At 51.9% G+C, this 23615-nt stretch carries 17 protein-coding genes; 10 read left to right on the forward strand and 7 right to left on the reverse strand.

The features are described from left to right. Positions 1-83 precede the first annotated feature (83 nt). Both ACN0R1_RS00685 and gcvP read left to right on the forward strand, forming a co-directional pair. Complete coding sequence (locus ACN0R1_RS00685; protein ID WP_417578895.1) at positions 84-1649, forward strand: SulP family inorganic anion transporter; 1566 nt, start codon at positions 84-86, stop codon at positions 1647-1649. Between the two features lie 263 nt (positions 1650-1912). After that, complete coding sequence (gene gcvP / locus ACN0R1_RS00690; RefSeq protein ID WP_417578897.1) at positions 1913-4810, forward strand: aminomethyl-transferring glycine dehydrogenase; 2898 nt, start codon at positions 1913-1915, stop codon at positions 4808-4810. On the opposite strand, the gene ACN0R1_RS00695 is transcribed toward gcvP, so the two are convergent. Together ACN0R1_RS00695 and ACN0R1_RS00700 are read right to left on the reverse strand one after the other, a co-directional pair. After that, entirely contained in the window at positions 4807-6381 is a 1575-nt protein-coding gene (locus ACN0R1_RS00695) for an MFS transporter (protein ID WP_417578900.1), read from the reverse strand. The genes gcvP and ACN0R1_RS00695 overlap by 4 nt on opposite strands. A gap of 27 nt (positions 6382-6408) precedes the next feature. Further along, a complete protein-coding gene (locus tag ACN0R1_RS00700; protein ID WP_417578902.1) occupies positions 6409-7440 on the reverse strand; it encodes an AI-2E family transporter in 1032 nt (343 codons plus the stop codon). Between the two features lie 109 nt (positions 7441-7549). On the opposite strand from ACN0R1_RS00700, the gene ACN0R1_RS00705 reads away from it, so the two are divergent. The 3 genes from ACN0R1_RS00705 to ACN0R1_RS00715 are packed head-to-tail and all read left to right on the forward strand — an operon-like array spanning position 7550 to position 11740. Continuing rightward, positions 7550-8203, forward strand: a complete 654-nt coding sequence (locus ACN0R1_RS00705; protein ID WP_417578904.1) for an ABC transporter ATP-binding protein — start codon at positions 7550-7552, stop codon at positions 8201-8203. Further along, the gene (locus ACN0R1_RS00710; RefSeq protein ID WP_417578906.1) at positions 8200-10683 is read left to right on the forward strand and encodes an FtsX-like permease family protein; all 2484 of its coding nucleotides are present in this window, start codon (positions 8200-8202) and stop codon (positions 10681-10683) included. Before ACN0R1_RS00705 ends, ACN0R1_RS00710 begins: the two co-directional genes overlap by 4 nt. After that, positions 10673-11740 carry a lipocalin-like domain-containing protein gene (locus ACN0R1_RS00715; protein ID WP_417578908.1) on the forward strand — a complete coding sequence of 356 codons (1068 nt, stop codon included), beginning with the start codon at positions 10673-10675 and terminating at the stop codon, positions 11738-11740. Before ACN0R1_RS00710 ends, ACN0R1_RS00715 begins: the two co-directional genes overlap by 11 nt. On the opposite strand, the gene ACN0R1_RS00720 is transcribed toward ACN0R1_RS00715, so the two are convergent. The 3 genes from ACN0R1_RS00720 to sbcD are packed head-to-tail and all read right to left on the reverse strand — an operon-like array spanning position 11734 to position 16116. After that, on the reverse strand, positions 11734-12219 hold the full coding sequence (locus tag ACN0R1_RS00720; protein WP_417578910.1) for a hypothetical protein: 486 nt from the start codon (positions 12217-12219) through the stop codon (positions 11734-11736). The two genes, ACN0R1_RS00715 and ACN0R1_RS00720, sit on opposite strands and share 7 nt — an antisense overlap. A 52-nt stretch (positions 12220-12271) precedes the next feature. After that, positions 12272-14905, reverse strand: a complete 2634-nt coding sequence (locus tag ACN0R1_RS00725; protein WP_417578912.1) for an AAA family ATPase — start codon at positions 14903-14905, stop codon at positions 12272-12274. Continuing rightward, positions 14902-16116, reverse strand: a complete 1215-nt coding sequence (gene sbcD, locus ACN0R1_RS00730; RefSeq protein WP_417578914.1) for an exonuclease subunit SbcD — start codon at positions 16114-16116, stop codon at positions 14902-14904. The genes ACN0R1_RS00725 and sbcD overlap by 4 nt, the downstream gene beginning before the upstream one ends. A gap of 162 nt (positions 16117-16278) precedes the next feature. Between sbcD and ACN0R1_RS00735 the strand changes: the two genes are divergently transcribed. From ACN0R1_RS00735 to ACN0R1_RS00745, 3 genes are read left to right on the forward strand one after another with little or no spacing between them, the layout of a single operon-like run. Then, entirely contained in the window at positions 16279-17475 is a 1197-nt protein-coding gene (locus ACN0R1_RS00735; protein ID WP_417578916.1) for a multidrug effflux MFS transporter, read from the forward strand. Between the two features lie 51 nt (positions 17476-17526). Beyond that, positions 17527-17940: an NfeD family protein gene (locus ACN0R1_RS00740; RefSeq protein WP_417578918.1), complete on the forward strand. Its 414-nt coding sequence runs from the start codon at positions 17527-17529 to the stop codon at positions 17938-17940. Between the two features lie 26 nt (positions 17941-17966). After that, positions 17967-18923, forward strand: a complete 957-nt coding sequence (locus tag ACN0R1_RS00745) for an SPFH domain-containing protein (RefSeq protein ID WP_417578920.1) — start codon at positions 17967-17969, stop codon at positions 18921-18923. A gap of 19 nt (positions 18924-18942) precedes the next feature. Here the strand turns inward: ACN0R1_RS00745 and ACN0R1_RS00750 are convergent, their stop codons facing one another. Both ACN0R1_RS00750 and ACN0R1_RS00755 read right to left on the reverse strand, forming a co-directional pair. Continuing rightward, the gene (locus ACN0R1_RS00750; RefSeq protein ID WP_417578922.1) at positions 18943-19593 is read right to left on the reverse strand and encodes a cytochrome b/b6 domain-containing protein; all 651 of its coding nucleotides are present in this window, start codon (positions 19591-19593) and stop codon (positions 18943-18945) included. Position 19594: 1 nt separating this feature from the next. Next, the gene (locus ACN0R1_RS00755; RefSeq protein ID WP_417578924.1) at positions 19595-21187 is read right to left on the reverse strand and encodes a tetrathionate reductase family octaheme c-type cytochrome; all 1593 of its coding nucleotides are present in this window, start codon (positions 21185-21187) and stop codon (positions 19595-19597) included. A 501-nt stretch (positions 21188-21688) separates the two neighbouring features. On the opposite strand from ACN0R1_RS00755, the gene ACN0R1_RS00760 reads away from it, so the two are divergent. Both ACN0R1_RS00760 and ACN0R1_RS00765 read left to right on the forward strand, forming a co-directional pair. Then, positions 21689-22006 (forward strand): high-potential iron-sulfur protein, encoded by a 318-nt coding sequence (locus ACN0R1_RS00760; protein WP_417578926.1) that lies wholly within the window; start codon positions 21689-21691, stop codon positions 22004-22006. 159 nt (positions 22007-22165) lie between these two features. Continuing rightward, the gene (locus tag ACN0R1_RS00765) at positions 22166-23578 is read left to right on the forward strand and encodes a diguanylate cyclase domain-containing protein (protein ID WP_417578928.1); all 1413 of its coding nucleotides are present in this window, start codon (positions 22166-22168) and stop codon (positions 23576-23578) included. Positions 23579-23615: the final 37 nt, after the last annotated feature.

Raw genomic sequence — 23615 nt, forward strand, 5'->3', positions numbered from 1 at the left:
AAAGCCCAGGTACATGGGCTGATTGCAAAGAGCCTGGCGGCGGTGCAAAGTTACACTTTCAGACTAAACTTGGACCAAGTTGTATGTATCGTTTACTCTCCCCTTCTCTAAAAGGTGATCTTTTTGGTGGTATCACTGCTGGCGTAGTTGCCCTTCCCCTGGCGCTGGCGTTTGGCGTTGCGTCAGGAGCGGGAGCCGCCGCCGGCCTCTATGGTGCGATAGCCCTAGGACTGGTGGCGGCCATATTCGGGGGCACACGGGTACAGATTTCCGGCCCCACCGGCCCTATGACAGTGGTTTTTGCTTCAGCAATCGCGGCTTTTGGTGGTAGTTTTGAGATGGCACTGGCTGTAGTGCTGGTCGGTGGTGTGCTGCAAATTGTACTGGGGCTGTTGCGCACTGGCGGGCTGGTTCACTTTATTCCCTATCCAGTGATTTCAGGCTTTATGAGTGGCATCGGTGTGATTATCATTCTGCTGCAATTTGCCCCACTTCTCGGTGCACCTGCGTCAGCCTCTCCGCTGATCGCGCTTAGCCAACTGACCAACACACTCAACAGCATCAATCTTGAAGCACTCGGCCTAGGGGTATTGACCCTAGGTATCGTTTTTCTGACCCCGTTGAAGCTCAGTCGCTTCGTGCCTTCACCACTGATTGCACTGGTCTTTTGTACTCTGCTGAGTTATTTCGCTGGTTTCAACCTAGCCGAAATTGGCCATATACCCACGGGGTTGCCTGAACTGCAACTACCCAGATTCACGCTGCAGGAGTGGAGTGTGATCGTGACACTGGGTGCTACGCTGGCATTGCTTGGCAGTATCGACAGCTTGCTGACATCGCTGGTAGCCGACTCCATTACTCAAACCCGCCATCAACCCAATCGAGAACTGATCGGACAAGGCCTCGGCAATATGCTTTGCGCTTTTATTGGTGGACTCCCGGGTGCCGGTGCGACCATGAGAACCGTGGTCAATGTAAACTCAGGGGGAACTACTCGACTCAGCGGTGTCATCCATGCTTTATTTCTGCTGACATTGTTGATGGGACTTGCTCCGCTTGCATCTCATATTCCACTGGCCGTGCTGGCCGGTATATTGATCAAGGTCGGCTTCGATATACTTGATTACCGTATGTTGAAACGGCTGAAAACGGCACCCCGATCAGAAATACTGATTATGGCAACGGTCTTCACACTAACCGTGCTAGTAGATCTGGTAATGGCGGTGGGCGTTGGCGTAGTGTTGGCGATGGGAATACTGACACGCCGAGTAGCCAGGGAAGCGGACATCAGCTTTGATGACCACAACGGTCATCATTCCCATGATGTTGAAAAAGTGGGGCCGGGGGTTCGCGTTGTACATGTCAAAGGCCCTTTATTCTTTGGATCTGTCAGCCATATGCTTGATCGTATCGAAACCGTCGATAAGGTTATTAACACTCAGGACATTATCATTGACTGCCGTAAGGTCGACTTTATGGATTTAACTGCGATCTTTGCATTGGATGAAATGGTTGAGCGCCTATTGCAACATAAAATACGTCCTAAGGTCGTAACTACACCCGTCATTAAAGCCCAACTTCTGCAACTGAATACCCAGCATCTGTCAGAGGCAATTATTTTCACCAATATGAAATCCGCAATGCATTAAAGGGGTCCATTAAAGGGGTCAGTACCCTTTTTCGTGGTGCCACGCTGGGGTAGTGGTAAGGGCTGATCAGCCCCGAAATATATTATTATGGCGCGAAAGATAGTTTGACAACCCAAGTCTACGACCATTTTTTTGCCCACTTCCAGCGCAAAAACGGTTAGTATTAGCGGCTAAAATTTTCAGCTTCGGGGAATTCATCTCTGAACAGGCCTTTCCCGCCAAGGTGAGCGAGCAGGCCAAAACTCATTCAGGATTTCATCGTAATGTGCCCACAGTCACTTTCGCTACACACCCTTGAACATCATGATGCTTTCATTGCACGTCATATCGGTCCTTCGGTTGAAGAGCAGCAGGCGATGCTTTCCGCCACCGGTTTTCAGACACTGGAGGATATGATTCAGCGTACAGTACCGGCTTCTATTCGCTGTGATATTCCGGCGCAACTGGACAGCCCTCGCACCGAAGCCGAAACTCTGGAGCGGCTGAAAGTGATCATGAGCCAGAATATCGTTCAGCGCTCGATGATCGGCATGGGCTTTACCGATGCCATTACCCCCAATGTAATCCTGCGCAATGTACTGGAAAATCCCGGTTGGTATACCGCCTACACCCCCTATCAGCCGGAAATTTCACAGGGGCGTCTGGAAGGTCTGCTAACCTTCCAACAGATGATTATGGACCTGACCGGGCTTGAACTGGCTAATGCATCGCTATTGGATGAGGCCACCGCCGCCGCTGAAGCCATGACGCTGTGCAAGCGTATGTCCAAGGCGAAAAAAGCCAATGTCTTTATTGTTGATGAACACCTGCACCCGCAAAACATCAGCGTTATCCAGACTCGCGCTGAGCCATTGGGCATTGAGGTAGTCGTAGGCGATGTTGCCAGCTTGATGGAGTTGCATGATTATTTTGGTGTTGTGGTGCAGTATCCAGATACGCTGGGCAACGTCAAAGACTACCAGCAACTGATTGCCAAGGCTCACGAACAAAAAGCCCTTTTCTGCGCCGCCGCTGACATTATGGCACTGGTGCTGTTGAAATCGCCGGGTGATCTGGGCGCCGATGTGGTATTCGGTTCGTCGCAGCGCTTTGGTGTCCCCATGGGTTACGGTGGACCCTCGGCGGCCTTTTTCGCTACCCGCGATGCTTTCAAGCGTTCAGTACCGGGTCGTATCATCGGTGTATCGGTTGATAGCCGCGGCAAACCGGCTCTGCGTATGGCGATGCAAACGCGTGAGCAGCATATCCGCCGTGAAAAAGCCATGTCCAACATCTGTACTGCCCAGGCTTTACTAGCCAACATGGCCGCTTTCTATGCTGTGTATCATGGACCTGAAGGACTAAGAATCATCGCCTCACGCATCCACCGCCTGACGAACATTCTGGCGACCGGACTGTCAGCCAAAGGCGTCACCCTGCTCAACAGCCATTGGTTTGATACCTTAACCCTGGATCTGGGCTTTTCTCGCGATGCGGCCTATGAGCGTGCGTCTGAGCTCGGCATTAATCTGCGCAAAATCGGCGACACCCAACTAGGCATCACCTGTGATGAACGCACTACCCGTGAAGAGATCCTGACCCTGTGGAAAGCCCTTCTGGGCGAAACACACCAGTTAGATATCGAAGCCATTGACCTTGAACTGGTGCAAAAGGGCTCATCCTCACTGCCAGCATCACTGTTACGGAATAATGAAATCCTGACCCATCCGGTTTTCAATACCCATCACAGTGAAACCGAGATGCTGCGTTACCTGAAAAAACTGGAAAACAAAGATATCTCGCTGGTCCACAGCATGATTGCGCTGGGTTCCTGTACCATGAAACTCAACGCTACTGCCGAGATGCTGCCGGTCACCTGGCCTGAACTGGCCAACATGCATCCGTTCGCGCCCCGTGAACAGGCGCTCGGTTACCAGCAGATGATCGACGAACTGGATCTGATGTTACGCGCAATTACCGGCTTTGATGCCATCTGCATGCAACCCAACTCCGGTGCACAGGGTGAATATGCCGGTCTGATGGCGATACGTAACTACCTGCGCGCCAAGGGCGAAGGGCACCGTAACGTCTGCCTGATCCCGACCTCGGCCCACGGCACCAATCCAGCCTCGGCCGCAATGGTCGATATGCAAGTGGTGCTGGTCGATTGCGATGCTCAGGGCAACGTTGATGTAGAAGATCTACGCAGTAAAGCACTGGCACACAAGCAGGATCTTGCCGCCCTGATGATCACCTACCCTTCCACCCATGGGGTGTTTGAAGAAGAGATTAAAGAAATTTGTGCCATCGTGCATGAATGTGGTGGCCAGGTGTACATGGACGGTGCCAACCTGAATGCCCAGGTGTGCATCAGTAAACCGGCCGAGATAGGTGCCGATGTCTCCCACATGAACCTGCACAAAACCTTCTGTATTCCACATGGTGGCGGTGGTCCAGGCATGGGACCTATCGGGGTAAAAGCCCACTTGGTTCCTCATTTAGCCAACCATCCCGTGGTGTCTGTCAATAATGATGACCGCAGCAATACCGCCGTATCGGCGGCGCCCTGGGGCAGCGCCAGCATTCTATCGATCAGTTGGGTGTATATCAGCCTGATGGGAGGAACCGGTCTACGCCAGGCAACAGAAGTCGCCATTCTGAGTGCAAACTACATTGCTCAGCGTCTTAACGAACACTTCCCGGTACTCTATACCGGTCGCAATGGTCGCGTGGCGCATGAGTGCATTATCGATCTGCGTCCGCTGAAAGAGCGTACCGGTATCACCGAAGAAGACGTTGCCAAGCGCTTGATGGACTTTGGCTTCCACGCCCCCACCATGTCTTTCCCGGTGCCTGGTACCCTGATGATCGAACCGACCGAGTCAGAGCCCAAAGCTGAGCTCGACAGGTTTATCGATGCCATGATTCAGATACGTCAGGAAATTGCAGCTGTGGAAGCCGGTGAGCTATCAGCGGAACAAAGCCCGCTACGCCATGCACCGCATACTCAGGCTGACCTGATGGATCCGAACTGGGAACGTGCTTACAGCCGTGAGCAGGGAGCCTTCCCAGCCGAGTGGCTGAAAGAGGCTAAAGTCTGGCCGAGCGTTAACCGTATCGATAACGTTTACGGTGACCGCAACCTGTTCTGCGCCTGCATACCGGTTGAAGATTACCGCTAGTCCTTAGTGGATGCTGGTTTGGATTCCTGAACCAGCATCTGCTCATCAGCCTCTGGAACCAAACCGGCTTCACTCAGTTGCTCCTGCTCCCAGGCTTCAATCAGTGATTCTGTACTGATCGGCTCATCTGGATCTACTTCAGGCACCGCTGTTGCACTGTCATCGATGGTGGCAGCATCCTCAACGGCTAAGGCTTGCGCAACTGTTTCTTGTACAACCACTTCATCCTCAAAGTTATCCACGCCCACTTCACTGTCAGACGCGTCATCTACATCTGTCACACCGCTGACAGCATCATCTACCGGCTCCTCAGTCTGATACAACTCCTCCGGAACCGGCGTCAGATCATCCTGTGCCGCAGTATAGAGCTCGTCGGTCGGGAACTGCACCGAAGGCTGAGGCACGAACTCCATTTTTTCACGCTGTAGACCGGCCACTTTGGACTGGTAAATAGCGTAAAACATCATCACCAGCAGATTCAGAGCGATATAAGCAAACAGAGCCGCTGGCCCCATCCAGGACATCAGTGAAGAGCTCAACAAGGGTCCGAAAATCGCCCCACTACCGTAACCTATCATTAGACCGGAAGACGTTTGCATCAACTGATCCGGCTCGCTCCAGTCATTTACGTGTGCAGCCGACAGAGGGTAAATCACGAACACTAAGGAGCCGTAGCAAAATACATTGATCAATAGCCAATAGAATGGCAACTGGAAGAAGCTTTGCATCACCATCAGCAGACTGAACACCAGTGCACCGAAACACACACCCGCTAATACCTTGCGTCGTTCAATCCGGTCCGACAGCTTACCCAGTGGCACCTGAAGCACCAGACCAGAGAAAACCCCTGCCATCATGAACAATGAGATTTCCTGCACTGAGTAATTAAGTGTCTGCGCATAGATCGGTGCCATAGCAAAGAACGCGGCATTCACAGAACCCGCACAGACGGCACCAAAAAAGCCGGCGGGCGCCACTTTGAGCAGAGGTTTAACGGTAAAACCGGTTACCGGGTGTGGGATAGGTGCCTCTGTACGGGTCATCATCAAGGGCAACAGCGACAAGGAAAAACAGATGGATGCCACAGCAAAGGCTTCGAAGGTATCGGGTGATGCAAACAACAGGAACAGCTGTCCTAGCCCTGATGCCAGGTAGTTCACCACCATATAGATCGCCAGGATGCTGCCACGGGATTTATTATCCGAACGGGCGTTCAGCCAACTTTCGGTGATAATAAACAGACCGGCCAGACAGAAGCCATCAATCAGCCGCAAAACTGACCAGATCCAGGGATCAATAAACAGCACATGCATCAGCGGCGACAAAGACATGAACGAAGCAAACGCCGCAAACGCCCGAATATGCCCACCACGCTGGATCACTTTAGAGGTATAACGCGCACCCAAAAACATGCCCAGAAAGTAACCGGCCATGATCAGACCCACCGTTTGCACGGTGAAACCTTCAAGATCGGCACGTAAGCTGGTCAGTGTGGTGAAAAGTGCATTAGCCAGAACCAGCAAACCATAGCTGGCGTAAAGCGATAACAGGGTACGAGCAGTGGTAAGCATAATTGATCAGTATCTTGAAAAACGCGATTATTCGGAGGTGTTCGGAACTTCATTACCCAACAGAATAGCAACCCAACGGGTACCTTCATTCTGCTCAAGCGCAATTTTGACAATCATCGTCAGGGGAATGGACAAGAACATACCCACTGGCCCGAACAGCCATCCCCATAGAATCAAAGAAAGAAAAACAACCAAGGGAGACAGGCCCAAACCACGCCCCATAAAGCGAGGCTCAATCAGATTCCCCATCACCATGTTGACAGCTATATAACCTGCAACCACAAACATGGCTTCAGTCACACCTAACTGCACCAGTGCGAGCAGCACGGCGGGCACGGCCGCAATCAATGAACCTACATTGGGTATGTAGTTCATTAACATGGCAATCAACCCCCACAACACCGGGAAATCAACATCCAGCCACCAGAGCCATAAAGTCACCAGTGCACCGGTAATAAAGCTGATGGTGGTTTTAATCATCAGATACTGGTTAACCTGTTTCATAAAACCCTGCGCATCACGGATGGACTTTTCTGCATTGGGCAGTGCCGCCTTCACTTTATCGCCAAAACCCGCCTCTTCCAGCAGAATAAAAATTACAATAAAGATCACCAGAAACAAATTGGTCAACAAAGACCCAATGCCAGACAGTGTCGTACCGACCAGCCCCATCACTTGAGATGGATTAAAATGATTCATCACCATATCCCGGTTAACCGGGATATCCCAGCGTTCGAGGTACGGCAACCAGTCGACCGTGAGGGTTTGTAAGCGTTCCTGATATTGCGGCATGCGTGTAAGGAACGAGTCAATCGACTGACTAACAATCATCCCCAGAGCACCACCAAAAATGATCAATACAAATAGTACAATCAGCACAGCCATATACGAAGGTACGCCACGGCGTGTTAATCCACGCAAAAAGGGCGTGCTGATAATAGCAATGAAAAGTGCCAGCATAATCGGAATGACGATAGCCTCGGCCGCTTTGAGTCCGGCAAGAAGCACCACTACGCCAGCCAACCCCACAAGCCATTTCAATCCATGATTATCCGCCATAAAGCTCCTCTTGCACTTGAATCACGTAAAAGAAAGAATTGTATACTTTTAAAACAGTTTTCCCAATCAAAACCCCGTAGCATTGGGAAATAATTAAGCGGACGACGCTATGCTAACTGCCACCGGATTATGCAAAACCTACATGACCCCTCAAGGGCCCCTGCAGGTGTTTTTTAACCTGGAACTGACCCTGCCTCAAGGTAAAAGTTTAGCACTGATGGGTGAATCCGGCTGTGGTAAGTCCACCCTGCTGCAACTGCTGGCTGGTCTGGAGCAGGCTGATGCCGGGAGTATACAACTTGCCGGGCAGCAATTGCTGCAGATGAATGACCATCAAAGAGCGCTGTTCCGACGCCAGCATCTAGGTATAGTGTTTCAACAACTCAATCTGATACCCAGCCTTACTGTACAGGACAATCTGGCTTTTCAGGCACGGATCGCTGGCAACCACGATTTGACCTGGCAACAGACACTGATTCAGCGTCTGGAACTCGACAGCTTAACCGACCGCTACCCCCATCAACTGTCTGGTGGACAGCAACAACGTGTCGCCATTGGCCGTGCACTGGCAGTAAAGCCTGCCGTTATTCTGGCGGATGAACCCACCGGCAGTCTGGATGAGCGCACCGGTGATGCAGTGATGACGCTCTTTCTGGAACTGGTCAGGGATAGCGGCGCCAGTCTGTTGATGGTTACCCATAGCAGTCGCCTGGCGGACCTGCTTGATCGCCGCCTGACGCTGCATAACGGCCAGTTGCAATGACGACCTCACGTTTTACAAACCTCTGGGTGCTTCACGCGCTGCTCAGTCATTGGCGCCGACATCCTTTGCAACTGCTAATGCTGGCTTGCGGGCTGATTGCTGCCACAGCGCTTTGGAGCGGCGTACAGGCGCTCAACGCCCAAGCACGCAGCAGTTATGATCAGGCAGCCGATCGTTTTAACAGCCTGTCGCAGACACAATTGATCAGCCATGACAACGGCGTTCTTTCCGAAGCTGACTACATCAGCCTGCGACTTGCTGGCTGGAAAGTGACGCCACTGCTGGAAGGTACACTTCAACTCCCTGACGGCCCGGCCCTGCGTATCATCGGACTGGAGCCTCTGACCCTGACATTCACCCCCACTCAATCGCCGCGTGGCTTACCCGGTAATTTTGATCTGCATCGTTTCCTGACCCCTCCTGGGCAACTGTTAGTGTCCCAGGCTACCGCTGAGCAACTGCAACAGCTATGGGAAGACTCCGCAATTGCCAAGCTGTTCACATCAGCTGAATCATCTGAATTACCCTATTTGCAAATCACCACCGCCCTTGCAGACAATGAACTGATCGCCGATATTCATCTGGCACAGCAGCTACTGGAACTGCCCGGGAAGCTCTCCCGACTGTTACTGACAGCCGACCCACCCGGCCCATTGCCCGATACCTATCAATCCAGGCTGAAGCTAATAACAGCGGAAGATGAAGCTGATCTGGCCCGGCTGACAGACAGTTTCCATCTCAACTTGAGCGCACTGAGTCTGCTGGCGTTTGTGGTGGGTTTGTTAATTGTCTACTCCTGCATCAATCTGGCGTTTGAACAACGCCGCCCCCTGCGCCGGATTCTGCACAGCTGCGGGGTCAGTCAACGCCAACTGCTCGGGTGGCTACTGGCCGAACTGCTGCTACTGGGCATACTGGCCGCGCTTCCGGGTTTAATCAGCGGCTATCTGATCGCCAGCCTGTTGCTACCCGACCTGGCAGCGAGTTTACGTGGACTCTATGGCGCACAGGTCACTGACAGCCTCAGCTTAGAGCCCGTCTGGTGGTGGAGTGGTCTGGCAATGACCGTTGGTGGGGTTTTACTGGCCGCCATTTTGCCTCTTATAAGGCTGATTAAACCCTCCACAACTCAGGCACAAGACAAGGCGAAGCACTTTCCTTATATGTGCTCCTGGTTGACCCTAACAGGCGCCCTGCTGTGGCTTATCGCGCTGTTGCTGCTGCTCTGGGGTGAGAGTCTGGTGAGTGGCTTTATGCTACTGACGAGCCTGTTGTTTGGATCCACGCTGTTCATGCCCGCCTGCCTGAAGCGCCTGCTGACACTGGCGGAAACCTGGAGTCAGGGACCGGTCACCCAATGGCTATGGGCCGATGCACGGCTACAACTACCGGGGTTGTCTCTGGCACTCATGGCGCTGCTACTGGCGCTATCAACCAGTATTGGAGTAGGCGGGATGGTGGAAGGGTTTCGCAAAACCTTCAGTGGCTGGCTGGACCAACGACTGGCTGCCGAAATCTATCTCCGCGCTGATAACCCTCAGCAGGCTCAGGCTATAGAAGGCTGGTTAAGTGATCGCGACGATGTTGAGGTGCTGCTGCCTTCACGCCGCACGGAGATTAGCCTGCAAGGCTGGCCTGTCGAGCTTCGGGGGTTCAAACCCCACACGACCTACTCGGATCACTGGCCTCTGCTGAGTAGCCTGCCCTCCCCCTGGCAACAGGTCGCCGAGCAACCCGCGCTGCTGATCAACGAACAACTGGCGCGTAATCTGAATCTATCCCCCGGTGATTCGATACGCCTACCCGCCGCTGAAGGCGTTCAGACCTTTACCATCGCGGCCATCTACAGCGATTATGGCAATCCCAAGGGACAGCTGATGCTGTCGATCGAGCGGATGCTGCAACACTGGCCGGATGCCGTAGCGGGCAGTTATGCCCTGCGAGCCCACCCCAAAAACGTAGAGGCCTTGATGCAGGCGCTCACAGAGCAGTTCAGTCTGGATGCCAGCAACCTGTTCGATCAGCAGGCGGTCAAAGGCTTCTCAACCCAACTGTTTGAGCGGACCTTTGCCGCCACTCAGGCGCTGAACCTGTTTATTATGGGGGTTGCAGCAATCGCGCTGTTCAGTAGCTTACTGACGCTATCTGCCATGCGTCTGAGCCAACTTGCCCCTGTCTGGGCGTGTGGTATTAGCCGCCGCTACCTGATGCTCTATGAGTTGATCAAACTACTCAGCCTGGCAATGCTTACCGCGTTACTGGCGATCCCGCTCGGACTGCTACTGAACCTGTGTCTGGTCAAAGTGATCAACGTACGCGCCTTTGGCTGGGAGCTGCCCTGGCATCTGTTTCCAGCTCAATGGCTGTGGCTGGTTGGGGTTACGCTAATCGCTACACTTTTGGCGGCACTGGTCCCGGTGCTACGCCTTCACTTTAGCTCACCGTCAGACCTGCTCAGGCGATTTAGCCATGATAACTAAACGTCTGGGTTTACTGTTGTTGGGCGGTCTATTCCTGAGTGGATGCAGTCAGGAGGAACCCGCGCAAAGCTTTGCCGGACTCGGCAGTCAGGTAGAGGGCTTTGCCCAGGTGCGTGCGGATACGCGATTGGCATTTCCACAGGATTTTGGCCAGCACCCGGACTACCGCATTGAGTGGTGGTATATCACCGCCAATCTGACCGACTCTGAGGGTGAGGTGATCGGGTTGCAGTGGACCCTGTTTCGCCAAGCCATAGCCCCCGCTCCGGAACGCCGTGGCTGGACTAATCAGCACCTCTGGCTGGGACATGCTGGCATCACCCGAAGTGACCAGCATTACGCCGCTGAAACCTACGCCCGTGGCGGTATAGGCCAGGCCGGAGTTGATACCTCAGCATTGAAAGCCTGGATTGATGATTGGCAACTGCACAGTACAAGCGGGGATCTGAGTCAGTTCACCCTGTCGGCCAAGGGTGAGAATTTCAGTTACACCCTCGCACTCAGCACGGAAGCCGACCCAGTATTACAGGGTGATCAAGGATTCAGCCTCAAATCCCAGGCGGGACAAGCCTCTCACTATTTCAGCCAGCCCTTCTATCAGGCCGAGGGCCTGGTGCAGATTGATGACCAGACCCATGCTGTTTCCGGCCAGGCCTGGATGGATAGGGAGTGGAGCAGTCAACCGCTGGCCGCGGACCAGCAGGGCTGGGACTGGTTTTCCATGCATCTGGATAGCGGCGACAAACTCATGCTATTTCGTTTACGCCATGCCGATGGCGAGCATTATTACTCCGGCACCTGGATCAGTGCTGCCGGAACCCCACAGCCCCTCAAACCGGAGCAGATCCGGATGACACCGAGGAAATCACACGCGGTAGCCGGACGTCATTTACCTATTCAGTGGCAACTAGAAATACCGCACCTGGGCATTGAGCTTGAAACCCAGGCCATCAACCCGAATGCCTGGATGGATACCGGCATCCCTTACTGGGAAGGGCCGATACGCATCGGTGGCAGCCATAGCGGTGTCGGCTATCTGGAGATGACCGGCTATTGATGTTGTTTGTAGCGTATATCTCTTACCACCAACAACCTAGCTAACAAAACAATCCAGAAAGCCAACAACAGGGCAGCGCTCCAGTAAACATTCAACTCATCAATAGACACCATTATATCGCCATCAAAAAACGCATTATTTGAAGGAAAAGAGGAATAAAACATCCAGATACAAAAAAGCCCTATAGCATAAACAACAAGCGAGACAAGCATCATTTTTATAAGTGACAAAACAAAACTCACTTTCCCTGATTTTGGCAACATATCAAGCCAAACATATAACACCATTACAAATCCAGACAGAGCAAACACAGAGCCATTAATCAGTGTAAACTGCCAGTATTTTTCAAAACTATCAATAAAACCATTTTCTATTACAAGACCAACTACATCCCCATAAGTCAAAAAACCAACCATAAAAAATACCAGCGCTATCATAAACGCACAGGCAAAGAATTTTAAATTCATAACGTCTTTCATCTCGAGCCTCTCCTTCCTTAAAAATGGCCACTCACAACAGACATGCTATTTATCACCCCCCAGTCACCTGCAAACGACTATTCCCCAAGCCTTGCTGTTTGGTTACGCGAATTTGCACCGGTATGCGCTCTTTAAGAGCCTCGACATGGCTAATGATGCCAATGGTCTTGCCACTGGCATTGAGATTATCCAGTGCATCCAGTGCCACCTCCAGGGTTTCTGCATCCAGAGTGCCAAAGCCTTCATCCAGAAACAGTGAATCGATGCTGGTTTTGTGACTGACCAGATCAGACAGCCCCAGTGCCAGCGCTAAGCTGACCAGAAAACTCTCGCCACCGGACAGCGTCCGTGTGTCTCGGCGAGCATCGGCCTGCCAGGTATCGATCACTTCAATTTCCAGCTCAGCCGCTTCCCGGCGTGCCAGTTGAAAACGGTTATGCAAACGCTCCAACTGCGTGTTGGCTAAACTGATCAGATGATCCAGTGTCAGCCCCTGAGCAAAGCGACGGTATTTCGCCCCATCTTTAGCGCCAATAAGATGATTGAGCTGTTGCCAGCGATCACACTGTTGTTGCTGCTGATCTATCTTCAGCTGCAATGCACCGAGCGATTCCCTGAGCTGACAATCCTGCTGTAGCTGCTGTTGCAACTGCCCCAGTTGCATGGACATTTGCCGCAGGGTATCGGCCAGTTGATCGGCCTGGGTTTGTAATACAGCCTCAGTTTCGGTTTCGGACTGCTGGGCCAGGGCCGTTTCCAGGGATTCCTGTAGCGATAGATACTGTCCTTCTAACTGGTGTAAGTCACTGCGCTGCTGTTCCAGTTGCGACAGGCTGCTGCGGATAGCAGCCAGGCACTGCGTCAGCGTCAGATCTTTAGCATCTTGTTCACTGACAGCAGGCTTATCACCCCCTACCAAGGCATCAAAACGCTGTTGCAGATCTTGCAATTGCTGCGCCTGTTGTCGGCGGGTTTCATCAGCCTGATACTGCGCCTGTTGCTGCTGCTGTTGCTTGGCAAGCTGCTGCTCAATAGCATATTGCTGCTGCTTCAGTTTGTTCAGACTATCCAGACATTGCTGCAGGTGTTGCTGCTCAGTCAGCAACTGCGTCGCCAGGATTTTGCTGGCATCCCCCTGAGGCTCCAATACCAGTATTTGATAAAAGTGCTGCAAGCGTGATGCGGTATCATTCTGCTCGGTTTTCAATGCCTCAATTTGCCGGGTTAAACCATCAACTTCAGCCTGGACTTTGGCAATCTCGGCGGTGAGCTGGCTGCCCTGTTCTGTGACCTGCTCCAGTTGATCACGCAGTGACTGCAACGCCGCTTCAGTTGCTGACACATCCAGCGCCTGATAGGCCTCAATGGCCGGGTGCTCCCGGGAGCCACAGAGGGGGCAAGGCTCATTCGCTTGCAAGGCCTGCCGATGCGCTTCCAGTTGCTTAATCCGCTCTTCCTGGCGCAGCAAAATTTCCTTGTCTTTAACTTGATCACGTAAGCACGTGTACTTATCTCTCAGTGGCTGGCGCTGCTGGGTCAACTCGGCCAGCCCAGTAGTCTTGGCCTCAGATAACTCAACCAGCTGTGTCATTTGCACCGCTTGCCGCTGACTGACTTTTTCAAGGTCAAGCAAGGCATCCAGCTGCCCCTGACGCCTGGTCAGGTCGTGCTGCTGCTGTTGTAGCTGCGCCTCGGTCTGCTCAGCCAAGAGTTCATGGATATCGGCTTGGCGCTGTTGCAGTTCCTGCTGTGAGTCGGTCTGAGCTTTTTCTAGATCTTGTTGCTGCTGCAAATGCCGCTGAGTCTCTTGCTCCAGCACCCGCTGAGCCAGCGATAGCTGCTGGGTGCCTTGATGCACCTGCTGCTGCCAGCCCAGTTGCAGAGTGGCACGTGCCTGATCAAGTTGCGCAAGTCGCTGCTGCGTTTCACGCGTCTGACGCATCAATTGCAGCGCTGTCTGTAACTGCCGCTGTCGAGGAATTAGCGTCTGCTCCTGCTGCTGCAGTTGTAGCCGATCGGCTTGCAAGGCTTCCAATTGCTCATCAGACAGCAGGGTCACCCCACTTGCCTGGCTTTGCAGTAAATCCAGTTGCTGCTTTTCAAGACGGGTGTGCTCGAATACCGCCGCGGACAAACGCCCGTAAATCTCGGTACCGGTAAGCTCTTCCAGCAGTTCTGCACGTTCATTGGCACCGGCATTGAGAAAAGCCGCAAATCCCCCCTGCGCCAGCAGCATGGAGCGGGTAAAGCGCTCGAAATCCAACCCGGTCAGGGTTTCCGTCAGTTGCAGTTTTTCCTGTATCCGGGTCGACAACAGCTTACCGCTGTGCAGTTCAGCCAACTCGACTTTGGGGGCCTGGAGTTTGCCATCGGCCTGTTCTCTGGCGCGGCGCTGGCTCCAAAACGCGCGATAACCCACCCCTTTCACCTCAAACTCCACTTCCGCCAGCGCTTCGGCTGTGTGCCGGGTCATCAGCTCATTTGAGGCGGCTGAAATCACTTTCATCCGTGGTGTCTGGTGATAGAGCGCCAGGCACAGTGCATCGAGCAGCGTAGTTTTGCCGGCTCCGGTTGGACCGGTGATCGCAAACAGGCTGGTCTCGGTAAACGGGGGTTGACGAAAATCGATCAGGAATTCGCCTTTAAGGGAGTTTAAATTTTTTAAGCGTAGGCTGAGGATTCTCATAGCGGCAACTCCCCGGTTTCCAGCTCACTGAGCAATTGCCGATGTAACAGCGTCAAGGCTTGTACATCAGACTCAGACAGCGCTTCCTGCGCCAGGCGACGTGCAAACACCTCATCGGCTGACAACTCGCTGAGGGTTTCTTTCGCCTGGCGAGTAAATCCCTGTGCGGGTTGTAAGCGTTCCCGGCGCACGCGCAGAACCTCTATCGGCAGCTCATCGGTCAAGGCTTCAATACGGGCCTGCAGATCAGCCAGATAGGCGTCGGCCTGCACTACGACTTCGACCCAGACCGGCCAGTCATCACTGGCGTTACCAGCCAGTTCAGCAAACTGAGCTGGCAGAGCGTCTAATTCGCAGCGCAAAGATACCAACTTTCTGAACGCTGGAACGGGTAGTTCTAGCACCTGTTGCACGCCTTTATCTGACAGCTCAACTAGCAGTACCTGCTTTTGTTGTCTGGCTTCATCAAAACTCAGCGCAATGGGTGATCCGCTGTAACGGATATGCTCTGTTCCAGCGATCCGTTGCGAGCGGTGAATATGCCCCAGCGCCAGATAATCAAACGGTGGAAAGGCATCAGCCGGAAAAGCCTCCAGCATACCGATATAAAGCTCTCGAACTGACTCACTCAGGCTGGCACCGACTGTGGTTAGATGCCCGCTGCCTACTACCGGCAAGCGTGTCGTTTGTGTAGCAGCTAATTCCCAAATGCGCTGATACTGCTGCTGAATAGCCTGCTGTAGTTGCTGTTGCTTTTGTTGCTGTGACTCTCCGGACTGACTTTGCAGCAGGTCCCGTGGGCGTAGATAGGGCAAGGCGCAGAGCCAGGCGCATTGAGTACCTTTGCGATCATAGAGGCCTATCAAATGGTCTTCAGGCTTAGCCATGTATCCCGGAATCACCTGGACATTGAGGCAAGCCAACAGCTCGCGGGATTCCTGCAGCATGGCTACGGAATCATGGTTTCCACCCAGAACCACCAACTGCACCTGCAGCGTCTGCAACTTCACAATGCATTGATTATAAAGTTCACGGGCATAACTGGGCGGTGTGCCGGTATCAAAAATATCACCCGCCACCAACACCACATCTATCTGCTGTTGTTCAACCGTTTGTACCAGCCAGTCAATAAAGGCCTGATGTTCCGCAACACGGGATTTTCCGAAGAAATGTTGTCCAAGGTGCCAGTCTGACGTATGTAGAATCCGCATAGAATCTCTATCTTGATGAATGTTTCTGCTGTGAAGATTACCACAGCAGCGATTTTTTTCTGCCCTTAATGCGCAGAATGCGTTACAGTAGGCAGATACTTTTAAACCGATCAGTCTTATATAGATTGAACGGCTTCACACGACGCATAAAGATCTCTGAACATGACATCACAACCACGCTCAATTCCCGGCCTGCTATGGATGCTTGCCGGTTTAACGGCTTTAGCCCCCCTGGCGATAGATGCTTACCTCCCCGCCTTTCCTAACATGGCGGCCGACCTGGGGGTGTCAGTTCAGCACATTGAACTGACAGTCAGCCTGTTCCTGGCTGGCTTTGCTCTCGGCCAACTGACCGGCGGCCCGTTTTCCGACCACTATGGCCGACGCATGGCTATTTCTACCGGATTGGTTCTATTTATTCTGGGTACGCTCGGCATTTTGATCAGCCCGCAAATCGAGACTGTTTGGATCTCCCGGTTTATTCAGGCCTTCGGTGGTGGCATTAGTGTCGTCAATTCCGCTGCAATTGTCCGTGACCTTTTTCGAGGAGCAGACAGTGCTCGGGCCATGTCGAGAATCGCCGCAATCATGATGGTAGCCCCCATGCTAGCGCCGGTACTCGGCAGCCTGCTGCTGCATATCGGCAACTGGCGAGGTATTTTTCTGGTGCTGCTGGTCTATGCCATCACCCTGCTACTGACACTGCGGCTCAAATTGCCGGAAACCCGCCAACAACAGGATTTGCCAGCTATTTCACCCTTGCGGCGCTATCTGCAGATTATCCGCCATCGCCAGGCACTTGGATTTCTGGCGTCGGTTGCCTTCAGCTATGCTGCCATGTTTGCATTTATTACCGGCGCGGCCGGTGTGTATATGGAACACTTTGGTGCCAGCGCATCCATCTTCCCGCTGCTGTTTGGTGCCAATGTCGTGGTACTGCTGATTTGCAATCAGATCAATATCCGTATCGTGCATCGCTTTATGCCACGACGCCTGATGGCAATAGCGCAATGGACACAGTGTCTTATCGGTTGCGCCCTACTCGCGCTGATTGGGGTGATCGAACTGCAACTCTGGCAATTAGTGCCGGTAATGATGTTGTTTATTGGCCTGCAGGGGTTTGTCATTTCTAACGGCATGGCCAGTACTATGGAATTTTTTCCGCAAAGCGCGGCAACTGCAACGGCCCTGGTCGGTGCGAGTGGCTTTGCCCTGGGCGGTTTGTCCGGCGCACTGCTTGGTTTGCTGGGTGATGGTACGCCTATGCCGATGGTGGCTATCATGACACTATCAGTGTTCACAGGTATTTTTCTGCGAATTATCTTGCATAGAAAGCCCCTGTCAACTCCTGCAGACTGAGCTAAAGTGCTAAGCTTAGGGCGTCATTGATCTGAACTATAAGGAATGTAAATGGAACCCTGGCACTTCTGGCTGCTTGCCGCACTTTTTCTGATGATATTGGAGCTTTTGGGAACAGGATTTGTCGCCTTCGCCCTGGGTCTTGCAGCACTGTTTGGTATGCTGGCAGCACTGCTTCATGCACCTGCAGCACTACAGTGGTTGATTTTTGCCATCAGCGCAGCCGCTCTGGCTCCCCTGCTGCGTAAAGTGATGCGCCAATGGGCACCCTCCCGCCGTCGCAGTGCACTGGCTGGCGAAAACAAACCACTGGCAGGCATGGTCATACTGGACAACAACGGGCAACTGAAAGTCAAAGTGGAAAGTGATACCTACTTTGTTCGTTCTGTCAGTGGCCGTGAACTCCCTCCCGGTACCCCTGTCACTATCTCGGGCTTTGACGGTATTACAGCCCTGGTCGACTGAAACTTTAAACTCAAAAGGAACATGTTATGGATGCTATTTTACTGATTACCCTCGTCATTGCGGTGATGGTGGTCTTACTGGTCATCAAAGGATTGAAAATCGTACAACAATCCGAAGCGGTAGTTATTGAGCGACTGGGCTCATATCACAAGACACTGGCTCCAGGCATTAACTGGATTATCCCCTTTGTTGACCTGCCCCGCTCCATCAAAATGCGCCGTTATCAGGTCATTAATAATGAACAGGTCGCTGTGATTGTCGAAGAAACCCGTATTGATCGACGTGAAACCGTACTGGATTTTCCCAGTCAGTCAGTAATCACCGGTGACAACGTCAGTGTCACAATTAACGGCGCCCTCTACTTCCAGGTTATCGATCCTGAGCGTGCGGTATACCAGGCTGAAAACCTGGTCCAGGCGATCGAGATTCTGGCCAAAACCTCACTACGTTCCGAAGTGGGCAGAATGGAGCTGGACAAACTATTTGAGTCTCGTCAGGAGATCAACGACCGACTGCAGATCGTCATGGATGAAGCCGGAAACAAATGGGGTGTTAAAGTCACTCGTGTTGAAATTCAGGATATCGATATTCCCCGTGATGTTGAAGATGCCATGCGCAAGCAGATGACAGCCGAGCGTGAACGTCGCGCGTTGGTATTGCAGGCTAGCGGTGAGCGTGAAGCTGCTATTGCGCGTGCACAGGGTGAAAAAGAATCAGCGGTTCTGGTCGCCGAAGGTGATAAAACAGCGTCTATTTTGCGGGCTGAAGGTGAGCGCGAAGCGATCAACCAGATCGTTGCAGCCGGTGATGGGAAGATAGACCACCAGTTGGTCATAGGTTATCTGTTGGGGCTTGAATACCTCAATACGTTACCGAATATCGCCAAAAACGGTGATCGGGTGTTCTTGCCATTTGAATCATCCAGCGTATTGGGCGCCGTAGGGTCATTACAGCAATTACTCAATCAGGCACCTGGCAAGTAACCGCTGCAATTCAAGTAGATTATAACTTTTCTGGAACCGGGGGTGCCTCATCCTCGGGCTCCACACCCGGCGCCTCATCGGTGTGAGGTGCCTCCCATCCGGTAATCATGGTTTTAATATGTGCCAAGGGCGTATGTCCAACGGTTGCCAGATACATATGCAGAAACAAAAAACACAGCATCATAAAAGCACCCAGGCTGTGTAGAAATGCCACCTCATCCAGCGTAAGCGGTAGCCATTTACTGGTACTCCCCCAAAACAAATACACCAAACCTGAAAGCCAGATCAGCGGATTGATCACCAGCTTAACCAGCAAATAGGCAACTCGCTGTAATGGATTATGTTTGCGATCAGGGGTTTTATGGTACGGGTGCGGCTGCTTCACAAACATGCCATACGCGTAATAGCGCGCCATCGCCACCAGGTTTTTATGTGTCGGGATATAATGCTTCCATTGCCCCGTGGTGAAATGCCAGAAGATCGCAAACACCCATAAGGTAATCAGTAGCCAAGCAGCCACTTCATGCACTTCCACAGCTGTTTTGAAGTCGATCAATTGATGGCTGCCATGAATGGCAAAGCCGGTGAATAACAGCGCAATTATCAAGCTGGCCTGACTCCAGTGCCAGAAGCGCTCGAAGCGGGTATACAGATAGATGGGAGTTTGCATTTTAGTGTCCTCGGCCAGTATTGCGGGTGAGTACGCGCAGGGTTCCATGAACGGCCGACCCTAAGAGTATTAATCCAGCCAGGCTGAAACCCAGCCAATCGAGTAAGTGATAGCGGTGATGTCCAGGCATCCAGATTCCCTCCACACCCTCGAGACGACTCACATCGGCATGACAAGACGCACAGTCCAATGCCTGCTCTTTGGGTGCAACCATGTGGGTAATCGGCCAGACCATGGAGGTTTCCACAAAATCATACTGACCACTAAACGGGGACCCACTGGTTTCAGCACCTACTTTTAAGGCTTTATCCCAATCAAAGTTGTACCAAAAGGCGGTATCATTCGGGATGGCGACTTGGGGAACCAGTAGTGTATTCAACTGCGTATCGTAGGGTTGCTTGCCATGGAACAGCTTAACTGGCCATATCCGCGCATCCGCCGCTCCTGCTTGACCCAGAAACTGGTTGATAGGAACCCGACCACTAGGATCTATGACGGTATCTGGCTGAATATAATCGACACGACCATCAAACCATTGATATACCGGCTGCACGTTTTCACCCAACACAAAGCTGCCTTTGCGGCTGTCATAAATCACATGCCCTGAAGCGTCGCGAGTTACAAACGGCTTGCCATCTTCGGTGAGCTGCCCGGCTTCAGACCAGTCCCAGCCCATTTTGGTCGGCACGCCACCGCGTGAAAAAGCCGGTATATGACAGGTCTGACACGCCAGGGTTTCGGCGTGTTGATTGAGGCGCGACGCATGTGCAAAGCTGGAATCATGCGGCTCACTTCCGTGACAGGACTGGCAGCTGGCAGGATTCCGATCGCCGTGAGACAGTCCACGCATCATCGCCGGGTCTGTATCAGCCGCCGTCATGCTGGTGCGACTCCCCGGTACTTGATGTTGATCTGTTTGATGACAATCACTGCAGCTGAAATTCAGGCCATCCTCAGCCATATGCACATCCAGCTCATGACTGGCATGCACCAGCGATGAATCCAGATCACCATGCTTAACACCATCACCGCCGCCACCATAAAAATGACAACTGCCACAGGTTTCTCTGGACGTGGGGCCAACCTCTTGAGCCACGGTTATCAGATCTATAGCTTGCAAAAATTTGCCTGACCCCTTAGGCCACTCCATGTTCTCATAAGCAGGATGTCCTGCCAGGCCAGCGATCTTTTGATACTCACCAGTATTGTGGCAAGCCAGGCAGTCAACCTGCGTGGGTTCATCAAAATCGAACGTATCATCTTCCCAGCCATAACCTATATGACAGCTCTGACAGAAGGCTTCATTCGATCGATCACCGATGCAAAAACCGTTGATCATGGTTTTTTTACCCAACATTTCACCGGTTAACGGATCTGGATACTCCCAGGTCCAATGACGGGTTTTCATGATCTGACTGGCGGCCTCGGTATGGCAGCTAAGGCAGGCTGCCGTAACCTCCGGGCCAGAGCTGAAAGGGCCTTGAAGTGCTTCAAATTGACTGTGATCAGCGGTTGAACTGGCAGTTGCTAGTGTGACAGGCACGAGCAACAGTGCCGATAGCCCGTATCGGAGCCATTTTATTTTCTTATGCATTATATTGCCCTACGCACTCATGAACTTCTGCGCGAAACGCGCAAATATCTGGTATGAAGCAAAATAAGTGCCATATAGAAACCTAAGCTACCCTCAAAAAACAACCCTTATAATAAAAAGGACTTACTCCATTACCTGAGCATCTAAAAAACATGCTATATCGAATGAGATAGCCATAAACTGCCAATATTTACATGTCACACTCAATCAATATAGCCACATTTGTCATATCGACTACCGATTGCCGATTACTATGACAATCTATTCAGATCATATTCATCATTCACGTCGTATAGTGTTATAAAGAATAAACCTATAAGGGCCTGGCCTTTGTGGGTACATGTGAACCGAGTGAAAAAACCGGTGTCACATTTGTGAATCTTGATTTGTATCATTGCACTGGCAATCCAAGCGAGTTCTAATATACTTATCAACCTCAAATCCGCAGTCAATCAAAAGAATGGGCGCGGGTTCAACCGTCAATGAAAAAGGGTCAATATTATGGCTAACACGAGTCGTCGCGGTTTTCTGAAAAAAGGTATGTTCGGTTTGGCTGCGCTGCCACTGGGTATGGGCGTTCTGACCTCCAAGTCATTCGCTGCCACCCTGCCTCCACTAAGCGAAGATGCGCCTAACGCTAAAGCGCTAAACTATGTAAAAGATTCGAATGCTGCTGCGGATCATCCAGCTCACAAACCAGATTCCTATTGTGATAACTGCATGTTCTGGCAGCCTGACACAGAAGGCTGCACCCTGTTCCAGGGCTTCTCTGTTGAAGCCAAAGGCTGGTGCCAGTCCTGGGTTAAGCGTCCAGGCTGATAATATCCACTTTACCTTCAAAAACCCTCTCCGGAGGGTTTTTTATTGCTTAAAGAACAACCAACTATTCTGCTGCGCTGCAAAAAGCTATACTAAATAAAACGGCTCGGCTTGAGTGGTCTAACTTATGTATGTAAAACCCTGTCAGAGAGAAAAGGCATGAGCAGTACACCTACACCACGCCTTCTTCGCATGATTATAGCCCCGGTATTGGGCTTACTGGTAACAGTGGTATTTTTCGCCATGAGTGGCCTCTATCAGGGCACGTTGCATCAACAGCAAAAGGCCCTTGATATTGAACGCTTGGCCGAAGTACGTGCCAATATCGAAGGTGCATTTAATGGTGCCACAAATCTAACCGCTGGCCTGATCGCCTTCGTCAGTGCGAATGGTGAAATCAGTGAAGAGTTTTTTACCCGCCTCAGTAAGCAACTGCTTGAACAGAACCACCTGATTAGACATATCACACTGGCACCAGACAATATCATCCGTTATGTTTACCCACTAGAGGGTAATGAAGTAGCACTTGGACTTGACTTGCTCCACCACCCGGAACAGGGCCTGACCACAAAGATAATGATGGAAACTGCTGAACCGGTTCTAGCAGGCCCTTATGAATTAGAACAGGGTGACATTGCTGTCATTCATCGTGTACCTATCTATCTGCGTAACTCAGAAGATGAAAAATACTACTGGGGGCTAATGAGCACCCCTATTAATTTCTCAGTACTACTTGAAGCCTCAGGCATACTTAACCCATCATTCGACCTCAACATTGCTCTGCGCAGTCTGGAAGGGACGGGTGCTGATGGTGTGGTATTTTATGGCGATGAAGCGCTATTCGAACACAGGGAGGCAATACGCTCTTCCATCAAGGTACTCAATGGCACCTGGGAGATGGCCGCCGTCTCCGATCGGCCACACAGCAACCCAGTGAGTGGACTTATCTGGATAGCACGCACTATTGGAGCCACATTTGGTTTATTGACCACTTTTATGGTCTGGCAATTGATGCGTATGACTGAGCGTTTACGTGCTTCACAAGCACAATATCGAATGCTGGCCCAGCATGACAGCCTGACAGGATTACCCAACCGCGTGGTATTATATGATCGTTTTGATCAGGCCGTTGCTCGTGCTGAGCGCAACCAGGATACCTTAGTATTGTTGTACATGGATCTGGATGGATTCAAAGAGATCAATGACCTGCATGGACATCAAGCAGGTGACATGACCCTCACTGAGCTGGCAAAACGCTTTCGAAGTATTGTCAGAGGTACCGACAGTGTGATCCGTATCGGCGGCGATGAATTTATCGTATTACTGGAAAATGTTGCCAGCATTGATTCGGTATTGGCTGTTACAGACAAAATATTGCAATGCGTTGCCACCCCTATACGATTTGAATCACTGGAGTTTAGCCTGGGCATCAGCATTGGTATTGCCTGCTTTCCCAATAATGGGCTTACCCTTGACCAACTCATGACCGCTGGCGACCACGCCATGTACGCCGCCAAAGCCACCGGGAAGAATCGTATCAGTTGGGCATCAGACCCTAGCCAGCTTTTTTAGAAGCCATAAAGTACCAGACAACATTGAGACAATGCCA

Source organism: Nitrincola sp., from assembly GCF_048264025.1.
Lineage (GTDB): Bacteria > Pseudomonadota > Gammaproteobacteria > Pseudomonadales > Balneatricaceae > Nitrincola.